The sequence below is a fragment of the Anaerovorax odorimutans DSM 5092 genome (assembly GCF_000426305.1).
GTDB classification, from domain to species: domain Bacteria; phylum Bacillota; class Clostridia; order Peptostreptococcales; family Anaerovoracaceae; genus Anaerovorax; species Anaerovorax odorimutans.
Map to the genome: position 1 here is coordinate 48,181 of NZ_KE384518.1, position 17,224 is coordinate 65,404.

At 33.4% G+C, this 17,224-nt stretch carries 13 protein-coding genes; all 13 read right to left on the bottom strand.

Going from position 1 to position 17,224, the window contains the following annotated elements; all coding sequences use genetic code 11:
* Nucleotides 1–63 precede the first annotated feature (63 nt).
* Nucleotides 64–1,614: a lysine--tRNA ligase gene (lysS, locus tag K292_RS0112965; protein ID WP_051280742.1), complete on the bottom strand. Its 1,551-nt coding sequence runs from the start codon at nucleotides 1,612–1,614 to the stop codon at nucleotides 64–66.
* 45 nt (nucleotides 1,615–1,659) lie between these two features.
* Entirely contained in the window at nucleotides 1,660–2,133 is a 474-nt protein-coding gene (greA, locus tag K292_RS0112970) for a transcription elongation factor GreA (RefSeq protein WP_027400179.1), read from the bottom strand.
* 119 nt (nucleotides 2,134–2,252) lie between these two features.
* On the bottom strand, nucleotides 2,253–3,218 hold the full coding sequence (gene dusB / locus K292_RS0112975) for a tRNA dihydrouridine synthase DusB (RefSeq protein ID WP_037373216.1): 966 nt from the start codon (nucleotides 3,216–3,218) through the stop codon (nucleotides 2,253–2,255).
* 18 nt (nucleotides 3,219–3,236) lie between these two features.
* Nucleotides 3,237–4,046, bottom strand: coding sequence for a type III pantothenate kinase (locus K292_RS0112980; protein WP_027400181.1), 810 nt, complete (start codon nucleotides 4,044–4,046; stop codon nucleotides 3,237–3,239).
* Nucleotides 4,047–4,143: 97 nt separating this feature from the next.
* Nucleotides 4,144–4,554: a biotin/lipoyl-containing protein gene (locus K292_RS0112985; RefSeq protein ID WP_027400182.1), complete on the bottom strand. Its 411-nt coding sequence runs from the start codon at nucleotides 4,552–4,554 to the stop codon at nucleotides 4,144–4,146.
* 19 nt (nucleotides 4,555–4,573) lie between these two features.
* Nucleotides 4,574–5,020 carry an OadG family protein gene (locus K292_RS0112990; protein WP_027400183.1) on the bottom strand — a complete coding sequence of 149 codons (447 nt, stop codon included), beginning with the start codon at nucleotides 5,018–5,020 and terminating at the stop codon, nucleotides 4,574–4,576.
* A gap of 17 nt (nucleotides 5,021–5,037) precedes the next feature.
* The gene (locus K292_RS0112995; protein ID WP_027400184.1) at nucleotides 5,038–6,579 is read right to left on the bottom strand and encodes an acyl-CoA carboxylase subunit beta; all 1,542 of its coding nucleotides are present in this window, start codon (nucleotides 6,577–6,579) and stop codon (nucleotides 5,038–5,040) included.
* A gap of 151 nt (nucleotides 6,580–6,730) precedes the next feature.
* Complete coding sequence (locus tag K292_RS0113000) at nucleotides 6,731–8,449, bottom strand: glycerophosphodiester phosphodiesterase family protein (RefSeq protein WP_207637178.1); 1,719 nt, start codon at nucleotides 8,447–8,449, stop codon at nucleotides 6,731–6,733.
* A 225-nt stretch (nucleotides 8,450–8,674) separates the two neighbouring features.
* The gene (gene ftsH, locus K292_RS0113005) at nucleotides 8,675–10,750 is read right to left on the bottom strand and encodes an ATP-dependent zinc metalloprotease FtsH (protein ID WP_027400186.1); all 2,076 of its coding nucleotides are present in this window, start codon (nucleotides 10,748–10,750) and stop codon (nucleotides 8,675–8,677) included.
* A 76-nt stretch (nucleotides 10,751–10,826) separates the two neighbouring features.
* Nucleotides 10,827–12,218 carry a tRNA lysidine(34) synthetase TilS gene (tilS, locus tag K292_RS0113010; protein WP_051280744.1) on the bottom strand — a complete coding sequence of 464 codons (1,392 nt, stop codon included), beginning with the start codon at nucleotides 12,216–12,218 and terminating at the stop codon, nucleotides 10,827–10,829.
* Nucleotides 12,219–12,334: 116 nt separating this feature from the next.
* Nucleotides 12,335–14,158, bottom strand: a complete 1,824-nt coding sequence (locus K292_RS0113015; protein WP_027400188.1) for a SpoIIE family protein phosphatase — start codon at nucleotides 14,156–14,158, stop codon at nucleotides 12,335–12,337.
* A gap of 107 nt (nucleotides 14,159–14,265) precedes the next feature.
* Nucleotides 14,266–15,066, bottom strand: coding sequence for a TatD family hydrolase (locus tag K292_RS0113020; RefSeq protein WP_027400189.1), 801 nt, complete (start codon nucleotides 15,064–15,066; stop codon nucleotides 14,266–14,268).
* 36 nt (nucleotides 15,067–15,102) lie between these two features.
* A complete protein-coding gene (gene metG, locus K292_RS0113025) occupies nucleotides 15,103–17,016 on the bottom strand; it encodes a methionine--tRNA ligase (protein WP_027400190.1) in 1,914 nt (637 codons plus the stop codon).
* Nucleotides 17,017–17,224 lie beyond the last annotated feature (208 nt).

A 17,224-nucleotide genomic window follows, 5' to 3' on the forward strand; every position in this document is an offset into this window, starting at 1 on the left:
TTTCTCCTGTTTAGGAAAAGAAGTTTGCCTTATGGCAAACTCTTCTTATCCTTTATATACATTTTATTTTTCTAATGGTTTCATTGTTGGGAATAAAATAACATCTCTTATGGACGGAGCATCTGTGATAAGCATAATAACTCTATCAATACCAATCCCAAGACCGCCGGTGGGAGGAAGTCCTACTTCAAGAGCGTTTACAAAATCTAAATCCATTGGATGCGCTTCATCGTCTGTTCCATCATCAAGCTGACTCTGTTGTTCCTTAAACCTTTCAAATTGGTCAATCGGATCATTTAACTCAGAAAACGCATTTGCAATTTCCCAGCAATTTATATAAGCTTCAAATCTTCTTGTAATTCTAGGATCCTTAGGATCTCTCTTCGCTAATGGTGAAATTTCAACTGGATGTCCTGTAACAAATACTGGCCCATCAAGATATCCCGGTACATCTTCACAAAATTCTTCAAACATTTCTGCTAAGATCTTACCTCTTGTCATATCTTTAACTTCGTCCTTGTCCATCCCTTGTTTAATTGCTGCTGCCCTTGCTTCTTCATCTGTTACAATAGTTGCAAAATCTACACTTGTAATTTCTTTTATAGCATCAGCCATATCTAATCTTCTCCAAGGTGGAGTTAGGTCAAATGTCTTTCCTTGGTATTCAATAACCATGCTTCCAGTTGCAGCTAAAGCTGCCTTTGAAACGACCTGCTCAGTAACCTCCATCATAGTCTCCATATCAGCATAAGCCATATAACATTCCATGGAAGTAAACTCAGGATTATGGTTTCTATCCATTCCCTCGTTTCTGAACATCTTGCCCATTTCATATACTCTGTCAAGACCTCCAACAATTAATCTCTTCAAAAACAATTCGTTAGAAATACGCAACTTCATATCTATGTCAAGAGTATTGTGATGAGTATCAAAAGGTCGAGCATTTGCTCCACCAGCAATGGTTGTCAAAATAGGTGTATCTACTTCAAGATATCCATAATCAGTTTCAAGAACACCCTTTATTGCGTGAATAATCTTTGAACGCTGTACAAAAGTATTTTTTACTTCGGGATTTACAATAAGGTCAACATATCTTTGACGATATCTCTGATCCTGATCTTTTAGACCTTGAAATTTATTAGGAAGAATCTGCAATGATTTAGATAATAATTTAATTTCAGAAGCTTTTATGGAAATCTCTCCATGTCTTGTTTTAAATATTTGTCCCTTTAAACCTATAATATCCCCAATATCATAAGTTTTAAACACTTCATATTCTTCAGGTGTAATAGCATCTTGTCTTACATATACTTGAATTCTACCTTGCTTATCTTGAATATCAATAAATGATGCTTTTCCCATGTGGCGGTTTGCCATAATTCTGCCAGCACAAGAAACGGATTTTCCTTCCATTTCTTCAAAATTGTTTTTAATATCCATGCTGTAAGCATCTACGTCCCATGTTTCTTCCGTAAAAGGATTTCTTCCCATATCCTGAAGTTTTTTTAGCTTATCACGTCTGACTTGTCTAAGCTCATTTAGACTCTCTTCTGTAATTTCCGCTTCAGATTCTATTAAATTATCATTCGCCTTATTCTTTTCTTCTGTACTCATTATCTATCCTCTTTTCTTGAACACTGAATAATCTTATATTATTTTTTATACTAAAATGTTCAGTACTTCATATTTTACAATTCCATCGGGAACTTGAATTTCCGCAACTTCTCCAATTTTTTTACCAAGCAAACCAGATCCAACCGCTGATTCATTTGAGATTTTGCCTTCATAAGGATCCGCTTCTGTAGAACCTACAATAGTTATTTCCATTTCCTCATTAGAATCTAGTTCTTTAACCTTAACTTTTAGCCCTATTCCTACTATATCTTTACGCTGATTTTTTTCATCTATAATTCTTGCTTTACGTATCATATTTTCAAGCTTGTTGATTCTTTCTTCTAATTCAGCCTGTTCATTTTTAGCCGAATCATACTCGGAATTTTCCGATAAGTCTCCGTATGATATTGCTTCCTTTAATCTTTCAGCAACTTCTTTTCTTCTAACTGAAACTAATTCCTCATGCTCTTCAACAACTTTTTCATATCCCTCTTTGGTTAACAGTATTTCCTCTGCCATATCTCTATCTCCTTTATTGATTACCTTAAATTTTAAGATTATATTGTGCGCTCATATTCGCAATATTATAAACTATTATGTCTAAAAAGTCAAGAAATCCCAATTGTTTTAGATTGTTATTATCTCACACAATTAATAGTTTTCATCAGCAAATCAGCGTCATTAATATTATTAACTTTTCTTCTTATTTCAGCGGCTCCATGTACACCCTTTAAATACCAGCCAATGTGTTTGCGCATTTCCCTCACTGCGGCATATTCCCCTTTTTCTTTAAGTAAGTAATCAAAATGCTTATTTATTATATTTAATTTTTCTTCTAATGTAGGCTCCTTAGATATTTCATCACCATTCCAAAGAGCTAATGCTTCTTTAAAAATCCAAGGATTTCCCATTGCGCCTCTTGCAATCATAACAAAGTCACAATTAGTTTCTTTCATCATATCCAAAGCATTTTGACCATTAAACACATCTCCGTTTCCTATAACAGGAATTTTTATTGCCTTTTTTACATTTGAAATAACAGACCAGTCTGCTTTTCCATTATAAAACTGTTCTCTTGTGCGTCCATGTACACAAACAGCAGATGCACCTGCTGCTTCTATAGCCTTTGCAGTTTCCACTGCATTAATACTTTTTTCATCCCATCCAATTCTTATCTTTGCTGTAACAGGTTTTTCTGCATTTAAAACTACCGCTTTTACTATTTCATACACCTTATCTATTGACTTTAATAAGGCTGAGCCTTCACCGTTTTTAACTACTTTAGGCACAGGGCAGCCCATGTTAATATCAAGAAGACAATTATCTTTTTTTGCTAAGGTTTTAGCAGTATAAGCCATAATTTCTGGTTCTGATCCAAAAATTTGGTATGCTACAGGTTTTTCATCTTCATATATTTTTAACAATCTTTCTGTATTTTTGTCATTATAATATAATCCTTTTCCGCTTACCATTTCCGAATATACCAATGCAGCCCCTTGTTGTTTGCAAATTCTTCGAAAAGGCGCATCGGTAACTCCTGCTAACGGAGCTAATAAAAATGGGCTTTCAATTTTAATATTGCCAATCTGTAATTTATTTTTCATCTTAATCCTTTATTTTATTTATGCCTTATCACATTTATGTCCATGAAATTTATTCTTTTCATAAATTAATCTTAAACCTTCTAAAGTAAGAAGCTTGTCCACGTGGTCAATACAGTCAATGCCGGATTCTATAAGAGTTGCAAGACCTCCTGTAGCTACTACTGTTGGTGTTTTCCCTGAAGGACAAGCCTTTTCTAATTCTTTTTTCATTTTTTTTACAATATAATCTACCATACCCATATGTCCGTAAACCAGTCCTGACTGCATACTTTCTATTGTATTTCTGCAAATAGTATGTCCCGGCTCTTCTAATTCAACTTTTGGTAGTTTAGCTGTTTTTTCAAATAAAGCATCTGATGAAATTTTAATCCCCGGCGAAATTGTGCCACCTAGATATTCGGCCTTTTCAGTTACCGCACAAAAAGTAGTTGCCGTACCAAAATCAACTAACACTAAAGGACCACCATATTTTGCAAGTGCCGCAACTGCATTTACAATTCTGTCAGCACCTACTTGTTTTGGATTATCATATTTAATAATAAGACCGGTTTTTACACCAGGACCCACAACTATAGCTCTTTTTTTAAAATATTTCATAGATAAATGCTGTAATGTGAAAAGAACTGACGGAACAACCGTTGAGACTATTACATCTTTTACCTCTTTGGTCTTTAATCCTTCATAAGCAAAAAGTTGATTTATAATCATACCATATTCATCAGCACTTTTATTGTTGTCTGTTTCCATTCTCCAGTTTTGAATCAATTTGCCGTCTTTAAAGACTCCTAAAACTATGTTGGTATTTCCAACGTCGAATGCAAGTAACATATATGTTCTCCCTTCAGTTGTTCAAATTTGCTACTTTATTATAAATGAAACCCTGCATCATTGCAATGCAGGGTTTTATTTAATAACATATCATTTACTATTTTAATGAAATTAATACATCGCCGGCGTTTACAGCTGCACCCTTTGTAACTTGTATTGTATCTACAGTACCTGCTGCAGGTGCTGCTATTTCATTTTCCATCTTCATTGCTTCTAAAATTAACAGCACTTGTCCTTCTGTTACTGTATCTCCCACGTTAACTTTAATATCTAAAACTGTTCCAGGCATTGGACAATCTACAGTTTGTGCACCTGCAGACGGAGCTGCTGCAGGAGCCTTTTTCGCTGGAGCTGGCGCAGGCGCAGGAGCTGCTGCCTTAGCTGGAGCTGCTGCAGGAGTCTGTGCCGGAGCTGCTGCAGGAGTCTGTGTTGCTGCTGAACCAGTTCCTAATTCTTCTACTTCTACTGCATATGCAGTACCGTTAACAACAATGTTATATTTTTTCATATATTCGTCCTCCAATTAATTAAAATTTTCTGCTCTCTATGCAATCTATACCTCCAGCTTTAGCCCAAACTGGCGGATTACCTGCAATTCTATTAATTTTTCTTATAACTAAATTATTTTTAAAATCACTGCCTTCACTTGCTGCAATAGCTGCCATTATAACAGCCACAAGCTCTGGATTTTCACCCTTAATATCACTTTTGTTTTCTAAATCAGCAGTATTTGTTGAAGCCTTCGCTTCAGCTACTGCTTGAGCTGATGTAAGATTAACAGTCTCAGGTTTTTTTTGCAAGCTGTCTAAAATTTTAGTCATAATAGCTATCATTGCCCATAAAAGAATAAGTACTATGAATGTAATACCCATTCCCATAATAGTAGTGATTAATGCAGCAACAGCCTTATCTCCGTTACTAAGCTGATCAAAAAGTGTAGGATCTGCAAATTTTTGCATTAAACTAAGTTCCATATGCCAAACCTTCCTTTCTACAGAGGAATATTACCATGCTTCTTAGCAGGCAATGACTGTCTCTTTGATGCCAGCATATCAAATCCGCTGATAATTCTCTGCCTTGCCGTCTGAGGTTCAATAATATCATCAACATAACCCATTTCCGCTGCTCTGTATGGATTATTAAACTTTTCTTCGTACTCTGCAACTTTTTCCTGCCTCTTGGCAATTGGATCATCTGCATTCTTAATATCTTTTCTAAATACAATATTGGCTGCACCTTCTGCACCCATTACTGCAATTTGGGCAGTAGGCCAAGCCATAACAAGATCTGCCCCTAATTCCTTATTACACATACCAATATAAGCTCCGCCATATGCTTTCCTTAAAATCATTGTAATTTTAGGAACAGTAGCTTCGCAATAAGCATAAAGCATCTTTGCTCCATGTCTTATAATACCACCGGTTTCCTGATCTACACCAGGTAAAAACCCTGGTACGTCTTCTATAGTTAAAAGAGGAATATTAAAAGCATCACATCTTCTTATAAATCTGGCTGCCTTATCTGAAGCGTTTATATCCAGACATCCTGCGGCAAATTTAGGCTGGTTAGCTATTACTCCCACTGTAGAACCATCCATTCTAATAAAACATGTAATCATATTCTTCGCATAATGAGGCATTACATCATAAAATACGCCGTTATCAGCAATTTTTTTAATAACATCATACATGTCATAAGCTTTATTTGGATTTTCCGGAATAATTTCATCGAACTCGGGGATGAGTCTGTTAGCATCATCATCTGTAGCATAAACAGGTGCGGTTTCCAAGTTATTTGAAGGCATGTAGCTTAAAAGTTCTCTTACTTGCGCAAGAGTTTCTTCATCATCTTTACCTATAAAGTGTGCAACTCCACTCTGTGAATTATGTGTCATTGCTCCGCCGAGTTTCTCTGCTGAAATATCTTCTCCTGTTACTGTTTTTATAACCTGCGGTCCTGTAATAAACATTTGGCTTGTTTTATCAACCATAAAAATGAAATCTGTAATAGCCGGTGAATATACTGCACCGCCTGCACAAGGTCCCATTATAACTGAAATCTGTGGAATAACGCCAGATGAAATAGTATTGTTGTAAAAAATCTTTCCAAATCCGGAAAGAGCATTTACACCCTCTTGGATTCTAGCACCACCGGAATCGTTAAGTCCAACTATAGGGGCCCCCATTTTAAGTGCCATTTCCTGAGCCTTTACAATTTTTTCTGCATGATATTCACCAAGAGACCCTCCTAGAACAGTAAAGTCCTGAGCATAAGCAAATACCAATCTTCCATCAACAGTACCATATCCGGTTACCACACCATCTCCCGGTGCTTTTTTATCAGCCATATCAAAATTATGACATCTGTGAGATACGAACACATCCATTTCCACAAAGCTGCCTTCATCGAAAAGAATATTAATTCTTTCTCTTGCAGTCAATTTGCCCTGTGCATGCTGAGCTTCAATTCTCTTTTCACCTCCGCCAAGAGCAATAGCTGCTTTTCTTTCACGAAGATCTTCAAGCTTGTTCATACATTATTCCTCCTATAATTAAATTTGCATATTATATCGATTTATTTATCTTTATCGCCTTACTCTTATGAACATATAAATTCATTAAAATATACCAACCTTAATATAACTTAAATATTGTGAAATTTCAATAAAATTTCCCTTGTATACATTATTTTTTTGTATTGCCGTAAAGAATATCCATAGATTTAAACAGCTCTTTTTTTATACTGTTATTAACAGTTGTTTTAAGGGGAAGAATTATAATATAATCATTATCTTGTAGATATGATCTGCCAGTAATGACTTTGTAAACTTCTCCTGATGCCATAGATTTATTAAGATATAAAGATACTGGGTTTTTTATCCATATGACCTTAAATCCATTTCTTATACTATAGCTGTCTATCATAATTCTTGAGCTTTCTCCCAGATAGCTTATAACTAAATCATTTCCCTTTGTCATAGTAATTTTATCTGCTCCAAGAGCATAAAAAGTATCACTCAAAGGAAGCAGCAATACATCATTTGTTCCTTTCTGTACAGGTAAAAATTCTTTATTAATTTTATAATAGTAAATTTGTCCATTATTATAATACCAATACTCTCCGCATTTTGCAAAAAATGAATTTTTTAATATTTCTTTTGCTTCATCTGAAATAGACAGATTGTCCATAACTTCTTTTAAATCATTTGGTTTCTTAACTGTTTCTAATCTATATTCATATTTTTTATGTAGGATTCTAATATTTTCTCCATCTAAACTAAGAATATAATCAATATTTCCAATAAAGCCTTGATTTTTTTCATATATTTTAACCGTGAAAATATTTTCTGTTTCCTGTATATCATTAAATGCTGATTTGTCTAATTGAATTTGTCTATCGCCCAGAAAAAATTTTGCAGACTCCCCTTCTTTTAATCCATGTATTTGCAATTTTTGAAAATCATCAATATATGAATCCAATAATTTTTTCTGTTTTCCATCTTCACCTTCAATAGTTAGATAATAATCTCTTTCTATTCCATCTAATTCTTGCGGCAGTATGGTTGATGTATAAATTCCGGCAGCACCCATATCAAATAATTTATCTGCGTATTCAATATCATTTATAGGATGCACATATACTTTAATGCCATTATTGGAAATTTCTTTACATAAGCCTTTTTCTGCATAATAGGACTGCATTGTAACCGCATATAAATCATTCTTTTTTGCAAAATCTATAATTTCATCAGCTTTTGGATTCTCCTGTAAATATAAAGTTAATATTATATTCTTAAACCCCAAGGATTTTACTTCATCATATTCTTCAAAGCTATATATTTGAGGAACCATTCTATCAATATAATCAGGATAAGATTCTGCAATTATATTCAGAAGCTTTAAATTATCTCCTTTAGTATCTGTTACAATTCTCACATCAGGAGCATTATCTAGTATCTTTGTAAGTTTATCAAAGGTAAGCACTTCCAATTGTCCGAATATTTTTAGTCTTAGGAAGCTGTCTTCACGTAATTTATCATCGAACTTTGAGCCTAAATAATGCTCAATAGTTCTGTCCCAATCATGAAGCATTATTATTTTATTATCTTTTGAAATTTCCATATCAAGTTCTATCATTTTATAGCCATTGATTATAGCATCATTTACTGCTTCTACGGAATTGCTTGTTTCATAACCTTTATATATTCCTCCCCCATGAGCAATGGCTTTTTCATAATTTCTTACTTCAGTTTCATTTTCTTGTTCAACTTTTTCAAGTGCAAAGCTGTAAACAGATGTTAGCTGTAACAATATTACTGTAATTATTAATACCCAAGAAGCCTTTATGTATAATATTTTTCTAGCTCTAAAAGAACACCTTTGTTTTATATCTATGCTATACATATACCCTAATTTAACCTTTCTACATTTAAAACATAAATTATACTGCAATTGTAATTTTATAAAAATTTCAATATTAAAGTTTTTATTTACACTTTCAATATCGTAATCCATCAGATATTTAAATTATTTATACTCTTTGCTGTATTTCTTATGATAAAAAATTTCAGCAAACTAATAATGATATATTAATTTGCTGAATGTTAATTTTAAAAAGTATAAAATTATTTAATTTTTTTCATCATTATCTGATTCCTTGTCTAGCATAGTTTTATCTTCTAAAATTTCGTCATTACTATCTAATATAGTTTCATCTTCTGAAATTTCATCTTTACTATCTAATACGTTTTCATCATCTGTGGAAATTTCATTATTTTCTTTAATACTTTCTAAACGCATAAGGTTTTCTGATTCAGCAGCTTCCTCAGCATTAGCTTTTTCGAGAACCTTTTCCATATCTCTAACTTCAGCAATAAGCTGTTCACTGGTTTTTTCACCGGTAAATAAAGCTTCAAACTGTTCTCCATCTAATGTTTCTATTTCAAGAAGAGTATTTGCCACTAAATGAAGTTTATCTATATTTTCAGATAATAACTTTTCGGCTTGATCAAAAGCATCTTGTATAATCCTTCGAACTTCTTCATCTATTTCAGAAGCCATTTCTTCTGAGTGATTTTTTCTTGTGGAAAAATCTTTTCCTAAAAAGACTTCATCTGATGAACTATAGTTTACAGTTCCTATCTTTTCACTGAATCCATATTTTGTAACCATATCTCTTGCAATATCAGTAGCTCTCTCAATATCATTGCTTGCACCAGTACTAATATCGTTTAAAGTAAGTTTTTCAGCAACTCTGCCTCCTAACAAGTGTACAATCTGTTCTTCCATCGTTGTCTTTGTGGCATAATATTTATCTTCTTTTGGAAGAATCATAGTAAATCCACCAGCTCTACCCCTCGGAATAATAGTTACTTGATGTACAGGGTCTGTATTTGGCATCATTCTAGCAATAAGGGCATGACCGGCTTCATGAAATGCCGTAAGCTTTCTTTCTGTTTCACTTATTACTCTGCTCTTCTTTTCCGGTCCTGCAATTACCTTTGTAATGGATTCTTCAATTTCATCCATACGAATTTTTCTTCCGTTTCTTCTTGCAGTTAAAAGCGCTGCTTCATTTAATAAGTTTTCTATATCAGCAGGAGTAAATCCTGGTGTTCTTCTTGCTAAAACTTTAGGATCAACGGTCTCATCTAACGGCTTATTCTTTGAATGTACTTTAAAAATTGCCTCTCTGCCTTTAATATCAGGAATTCCGATAACAACTTGTCTGTCAAATCTTCCCGGTCTTAATAATGCAGGATCTAATACGTCCGGTCTATTTGTAGCTGCAAGAATGATAATTCCTGTATTTTCACCAAATCCATCAAGTTCTACAAGCAATTGATTTAAAGTTTGCTCACGTTCATCATTTCCTCCGCCTAAACCTGCGCCTCTTTTTCTGCCCACTGCATCAATTTCATCTATAAAAACAATACATGGTGAACTTTTCTTTGCCTGTTCAAATAAATCTCTTACTCTGGAGGCACCAACACCTACAAACATTTCTACAAAGTCTGAACCACTTATGCTGTAAAAAGGTACGCCGGCTTCTCCCGCTGCTGCTTTTGACAAATATGTTTTACCTGTTCCCGGAGGACCTACAAGTAAAACACCTTTTGGTATCCTTGCACCTAGATCCCTATATTTTTTAGGATTTTTAAGAAAATCCACTATTTCAGAGAGTTCCTCTTTTTCTTCGTCTAATCCCGCGACATCGTTAAAGGTCACTTTTTTTAAGTCCTCATCCTTATGCAGCTTGGCCCTGCTTTTACCAAAGGACATGACTTTTCCGCCGCCCTGGCCTTGATTCATAAACATGAGCCAGAAGATGACGAAAATAACAATAATCACAAGAGTAGGAAGCATAGATAAAAATATGGATTGCTTTTTCGGTTTTACACCGGCAACTTTTTTAATTTTTCCTTCCTTCATTTGAGGGAAAATATATTCTTCCTCAAGCATTTGTATTTCAAGGAAAGAAGGTGAATACATCACTACTTTTTCTCCTGATTTCAAGGTTCCTGATAATGTGGTATCAACTATTGTTATTTCTTTTACTTTTTCCTGATTTAAATATGAAGCAAAATCTGAATATGCTATCTCTTTTACCTCCTGTTGTTTACTGCCTTGATAAAACCAAGCTACTGCAAGAACAATGGCAAAAATAATAATATATATACCTAAATTTTTAAAATTTCTCTTCAATGTATGTTATTCCTCCCTTTACAATATATATGATTTTATTTTTTTGTACAAAATCACGTTTAACAGTTTATCATATCTAAATACTATATTCAAGTAAAAGGATATGCGCCGTTTCCTCTTTTAACCTATAATTTTCGCTGATCCTATAACCAATTATCCATATCACCTCTGAACCTAAGCAAACTAATGGGATAAAATCTCTTCTTTCTTTTTTAATTTTAGCATCTACAAAAAAATCTTGTAACTTCTTTGTACCTTTCATCCCTTTAGGACAAATATAATCACCTTGTTTCCTTGTCCTCAAAATTAATTTGCATCCACTATTTTTAATTTTATCATAATCAAAAGCCTGTGTATTCTCATTTAAACAAATATTCTTTAAATCCATTAAGATTTTTGACTTAAGATATCCGTTTAATTCATAATAATTATCTTTGTCATCATTTTTTTTATAAAGCTCTGCATTTCCATAAGATATCCTTATACCATAGTCATTAGGAAAATCTACACTAGATGAAGTTTTTGCTTCTTCTAAAATATTCTCTGCAGCTTTAAGATGTACTGCAGAAATATCTTGAATCAATCCGATTTTTTTAAAAAGCCTAATGATAACTCTATTTCTAACAGCAGGATATAAATTTTTAAGAATATTAAGATCAATGCTAATTAAATTTTCTTCATTTTGCTTAGCATACTTTTCAATTATTTTGTCAACAACACTATAAATATATTCTTTATCCTCTTTTGCAATATTAGCCAAACGATTTAATGCCAGCATAATATTTTTATTAAAGTTTTCCTCAATATATGGTATCAATTCAAGTCTCACTTTATTCCTTGTATAAATAGCCTGTAAATTTGTATGATCAATTCGGGGATTTAAATTATTCACAGCACAATATTCTTCTATTTCTTTTCTGCTTATATCAAGAAGAGGTCTTATTATTGAAAATCCTCCCTCACCACTACGCATATATTCAATTCCCGAAAGTCCATCTGTACCTGTACCACGTATTATTCTCATTAACAAAGTTTCTGCCTGATCATTAAGATTTTGAGCTACTGCTATTTTAACTTTTTGAGAATTTATTTTATTTGCTATTTTATAAAACGACTTATAACGGACATTTCTTCCTGCCTCTTCACCTGAAATTCCTTCATCACTTGCAATCTTATTTACATCATATGTAAAGCTATAACAAGGTATATCATATTTTTTGCAAAGTAATTCAACATAATTTTGATCCTCTTCTGCTGCACCTGGTCTAAATTGATGATTAACATGTACTGCATGAAGAGTAATATTAAATTCTTCCCTGATTTCATTAAGAACATGAAAAAGGCACACCGAATCTGGACCTCCTGAAAGTCCTATTACGATATGCTCTCCTTTTTCTAACAATCCATTATTTAAAATAGTATTTTTTACTTTTTCTATAATCATAATTTTATTATATTGTTTCCACATTATATAGACCACTTTATAACTGCAGACATGATTTCAATAATTTCCAACTTACAGCAACACTGTATCAATCATAGAAATCATTATAACATATTTTTCTATATTAGAGTTATTAATATTTAATTTACCACTGCTGTAATAACTGTCATATCATCTTTTTCTTTTAATCCATAACGTTCAACTGCTTTATTTATAATCAGATCAGACATGGTCTGCGGATCTTTTGACTTGATATTTACAATAGTATCTATAAGCCAGTCAAGCTGCCTGTCTTCTCTGTCTGCATCTGTAATCCCATCAGATACAATTATAATTTCATCACCTTTACGAACTTTAATATCTATAGAATCCACAGAAATCCTGTTTATTATACCTATTGGAAGTGCTGCAATTTTAATAGCCTCAACATGATCGCCTCTTTTAATAAAAGTAGCCGCCGCGCCGATTTTAAACAATTGCAGATTTCCCGTATTTCTATTCAAAATACCCATATCCACAGTGGAAAAAATTTCTTCTGTGGAATTAGCAAGAAGTAAAGAATTTATTGTTCTTAATGCAAGTTCTATATCGAAACCTGCTTTCAATAAATTATGCAAGGTTGAAATAGTAAGACCACTCTCATCTGCTGCCCGTCTTCCTTTTCCCATTCCATCACTCAAAGCAAGAATATAATCTCCATTTTTCATTTCCGTGCATAAATAACTATCACCCGAAATATTATCTTCTTTTGCATAACCTGAAACTCCCACGTCTACGTTATATCTCGGTTTTTGCATTATATTTGCCTTCTCGGGCTTGTCCAAATCCAAAATCATATTTTTTGTTAATCTTGTCAATGCTTTAAACTGCATAGGAATTATAGATTGACTATCTTTTGTTCTGCCATACAATGCAGCAAGTTTTTCAAAAGTTTCTAAATATCCATGCAATGTATTTTTAATTTTTTCTCTGGAAATAAGATCATAATATTGCTCACAATCTCTTAATCTTGCTAAAAGTATCTCCAATTTATAAATCAATTTTTGAGGCAGGAACATAAAAATTACAGCTGCGATAATAGGATCTGCCGCAGTTAAATAAAGTTCCGGATATCCTTTTATCATTCCAAATCCCAAACAGACTGCAATAAAACATGTTCCCGTCACTATTCTGCTTAATCCTGTAAAAAATCCTGCAACCATACCGCTACAGGCAAAAATCCCTATAATCGCAGGAGTTCCTGAAGCTACCATCATAAGTGTAAGTCCTGAAGCAATACCTGCCAAACCACCTTCCATTACACCCATTTTATACCCAATAAAAAGTGATATAAAAAGTGATACTACATACACAGGAGAAAAAAATGCAATCGTATCTATTCCGAGTCCGCCTACGGCAAGAATAGAAACTGCCGATAAGACTACAATGCCCTGAGCAATAGGTTTTTCTTTTTCATTGCTTTTATCCATTATATTAAAAAAGAAATAAAATAAATATACAAAACCAACAACTAATACAGCTTCCATACATAACATTATAATGTCATATTTAAAAACAATTGGTCCGGTAATAATTATAAATGCTTTTACAATACTGGTAATAGCAGCCGTTATTATCCCTACTCCAAGCAATGAAAGTTTTCTCTTATTCAACAAAAAGAATACTGCACCACAAATTACAGTGGCAATTATATCTCCCCATACATCATAGCCTGTCCACTTATTAGTAAACGATCCGAGAAGAATAAACGGCAGTGCATAAACATTGATTTTACCTCTTGACATTAATACCGCCGTTAACGCAGGTCCGCATGGGAAAATATTTTCAAATAAAGCTACTCTTCCAAGAAGAAATGAAACACCTGCCAAAGCAATTAAGTTTATATAATACCCTATTTTTATTTTTGTTCCTGCTATCGCAGATTTTTCTTTTTTATTAAACAATGCATCTAACAACAATTCCACTAAAATCACCCCTTTGTAAGTATTATAGCGAGATGATTTGTATAAATATGTTGTAATTTGCATAATATACGTAGTATTTTCCATCAATTTCTACGTAGTTTTTACAATTAATCTTGAATGTCGAAAAATTTCATTGCATTTTGACAAGTTGTATTCACCACTTGCTCATAACTGATACCTTTTATTTCTGCAATCTTTGCTGCTGTGTACTCTACAAAAGGAGGCATATTTCTTTTCCCTCTATGAGGTACAGGTGTCAAATATGGTGAATCTGTTTCTATTAACATTTTTTCTAAAGGAATAGTTTCTACAACCTCTATTCCTTTTTTTGCATTCTTATAAGTTATAGGTCCTGCTATAGAAATAGTACCTCCAAGCTTAATATATTGCTTTGCAAGTTCACTGCTTCCTGAAAAACAATGAATTAATAGCTTTGCATCTCCGTTAAACTTATCCAACCTGCTTTTACTGAAAACGCCTTCTTCTTTCAAAATTGTAAGCACATCTTCGTGTGCATCTCTGTCATGTATTACAATTGGCATACCAAGTTCAATGGCAAGTTGAATTTGACGTCTAAACCAATATTTTTGAACATCTCTTTCAGAATTGTCATAATAATAATCAAGTCCAATTTCACCAATTGCCTGCACTTTCTTTTTCTTAGCAAGTCCCTTAAACATAATCATAGCTGCCTCATCCATACTATTTGTGTCATGGGGATGACATCCTACAGCTGCATAACACCAAGGATATTTTGCAGCATGTTCTGTAGCTTTTACAGAGCTTTCCAAATCAAACCCAATATCCATAACATACGACATCTTGGCATCTTCTATTGCCTTTATAATTGTTTCTCTGTCAGAATCATATTCTTCTGAATTTATATGAGCATGTGAATCAAATAACATAAATAGACCATCCTTTTATTAAACAAATAGCTGTTATTATTGTACATTGTTTCCGTTCTGTGCTTCTGTAGTAACAAATTCAAGCTTATCCTTATTATCTGCAAATAATATCATACCTTTTGATTCTTCGCCTCTCAATTTAATAGGTTTTAAGTTGGCTACTACAATAACTTTTTTACCAACCATTTGCTCAGGTGTATAATGCTTTGCAACTCCGGAAACTATTTGTCTTGTATCTGTTCCGATTTTTACTTTAGATACTAGAAGTTTGTCTGCCTTAGGGTGTTTCTTACATTCTAAGATTTCACCAACCTTCAAATCTATCTTATCAAAATCTTCTATTGTAATTTCTTCTTTAAATTGTGTAGGAGGCTCATCAGGCTGTGCACTTGGCTTCATAGCTTCTAATTCTTCCAATTCCTTTTCAATATCAAGTCTTGGGAAAATAGCTTTGCCTTTTTTAACCTTTTCCATACCAAGCATATCGAATACAAAAGCATCCTTCCATTCTACATCAGCATACCATATTCCAAGTTGTTTTCTTATTTCTTTTGATGTAGTATGCATAAATGGATAAATTAATATTGAAATTATTCTAATTGATTCACAAAGATTATGAAGTACTGTATCCAATCTATCTTTTGTGGATTCGTCTTTAGCAAGCACCCAAGGCATAGTCTCATCTATATATTTGTTTGTTCGTCTTACGAGAATCCAAATTTCTTCTAACGCTTGACTAAAAGCAAATTTATTCATATTTGCTTCAACTTTAGAAGCTGCACCTATGGCAATTTCTTTTAAATCAGCATCAAATTCTCCGTCTCCCTTTACCGCAGGAATTGTTCCATCATTGTATTTTTCAATCATAGCAACAGTTCTGCTGACTAAATTTCCAAGGTCATTTGCAAGATCAAAATTCATACGGTTCAGCATAACTTCATTTGTAAATAATCCATCTTGACCAAAAGTATATTCTCGAAGCAAGAAATATTTTAAAGCATCAACTCCATATCTATCAATTAGAGCAACAGGATCTACAACATTTCCCTTTGATTTTGACATTTTACCGCCTTCAAGAAGCAGCCAGCCATGTCCAAGTACCTTCTTTGGAAGTGGTAAATCCAATGACATAAGCATTGCCGGCCAAATAATTGAGTGGAATCTTACTATTTCCTTTCCTACCAAATGAACATCACAAGGCCAATATTTATCATATTTTTCAGGATCATCGGGATATCCAAGGGCTGTGATATAGTTTGAAAGTGCGTCAAGCCATACATAAATAACATGTTTTTCATCTATTGGAACCTTAATTCCCCAATCAAAGGATGAACGTGAAATACAAAGATCTTCAAGACCTTGTTTTGCAAAGCTGATCATTTCATTTCTTCTTGTATCCGGTTGTAAGAATTCAGGGTTATTCTCAAATAAATCTATTAGCCTATCCTGATATTTAGAAAGCTTAAAGAAATATGCTGATTCCTTTGCCTTTTCCACAGGTCTTCCGCAATCAGGACATTTGCCGTCAACTGCTTGTGTTTCTGTCCAGAAGGCTTCACATGGAGTACAATACCAACCTTCGTATTCACCCTTATAAATATCTCCCTTTTCATACATCTTATTAAATATATATTGAACCCTCTTCACATGACGAGGTTCTGTAGTTCTTATAAAATCATCATATGATATTTCCATAGTTTTCCAAAGTTCTTTTATACCGCTGACAATTTCATCAACATGCTCCTGTGGCGTAATTCCTTTTTCATCAGCAATCTTTTGAATTTTTTGACCATGTTCATCAGTACCTGTTAAAAACATTACATCATAACCGCATAAGCGCTTAAAACGAGCCATAGCATCTGCCATAACAGTACAATACGTGTGTCCAATATGAAGATTGGAACTTGGATAATAAATAGGTGTAGAAATATAATATGTTTTTTTTGTCATCTCTTTATCTTCCTTTCATGCCCTGATTCGTATGGGAATCAGCAGCTTTATTATATTAAACAGCAACGCTGTCTCAATCATAGAAACCATTATAACATGACACAAGTTAACAAACATGTTTCAATGGTTCCTTCCTTGCAGCAACGCTGTCTCAATCATAGGAACCATTATATCATGTTTCCATATTCTGCAGACCACTTTATAACTG

What these genes read in the sequence shown, in the direction of transcription:
- metG (WP_027400190.1), bottom strand. Translation starts at nt 17,016, where the DNA reads ATGACAAAAAAAACATATTATATTTCTACACCTATTTATTATCCAAGT.
- K292_RS0112995 (WP_027400184.1), bottom strand. Translation starts at nt 6,579, where the DNA reads ATGAACAAGCTTGAAGATCTTCGTGAAAGAAAAGCAGCTATTGCTCTT.
- K292_RS0112990 (WP_027400183.1), bottom strand. Translation starts at nt 5,020, where the DNA reads ATGGAACTTAGTTTAATGCAAAAATTTGCAGATCCTACACTTTTTGAT.
- tilS (WP_051280744.1), bottom strand. Translation starts at nt 12,218, where the DNA reads ATGTGGAAACAATATAATAAAATTATGATTATAGAAAAAGTAAAAAAT.
- dusB (WP_037373216.1), bottom strand. Translation starts at nt 3,218, where the DNA reads ATGAAAAATAAATTACAGATTGGCAATATTAAAATTGAAAGCCCATTT.
- K292_RS0112985 (WP_027400182.1), bottom strand. Translation starts at nt 4,554, where the DNA reads ATGAAAAAATATAACATTGTTGTTAACGGTACTGCATATGCAGTAGAA.
- greA (WP_027400179.1), bottom strand. Translation starts at nt 2,133, where the DNA reads ATGGCAGAGGAAATACTGTTAACCAAAGAGGGATATGAAAAAGTTGTT.
- K292_RS0113000 (WP_207637178.1), bottom strand. Translation starts at nt 8,449, where the DNA reads ATGTATAGCATAGATATAAAACAAAGGTGTTCTTTTAGAGCTAGAAAA.
- lysS (WP_051280742.1), bottom strand. Translation starts at nt 1,614, where the DNA reads ATGAGTACAGAAGAAAAGAATAAGGCGAATGATAATTTAATAGAATCT.
- K292_RS0113020 (WP_027400189.1), bottom strand. Translation starts at nt 15,066, where the DNA reads ATGTTATTTGATTCACATGCTCATATAAATTCAGAAGAATATGATTCT.
- K292_RS0112980 (WP_027400181.1), bottom strand. Translation starts at nt 4,046, where the DNA reads ATGTTACTTGCATTCGACGTTGGAAATACCAACATAGTTTTAGGAGTC.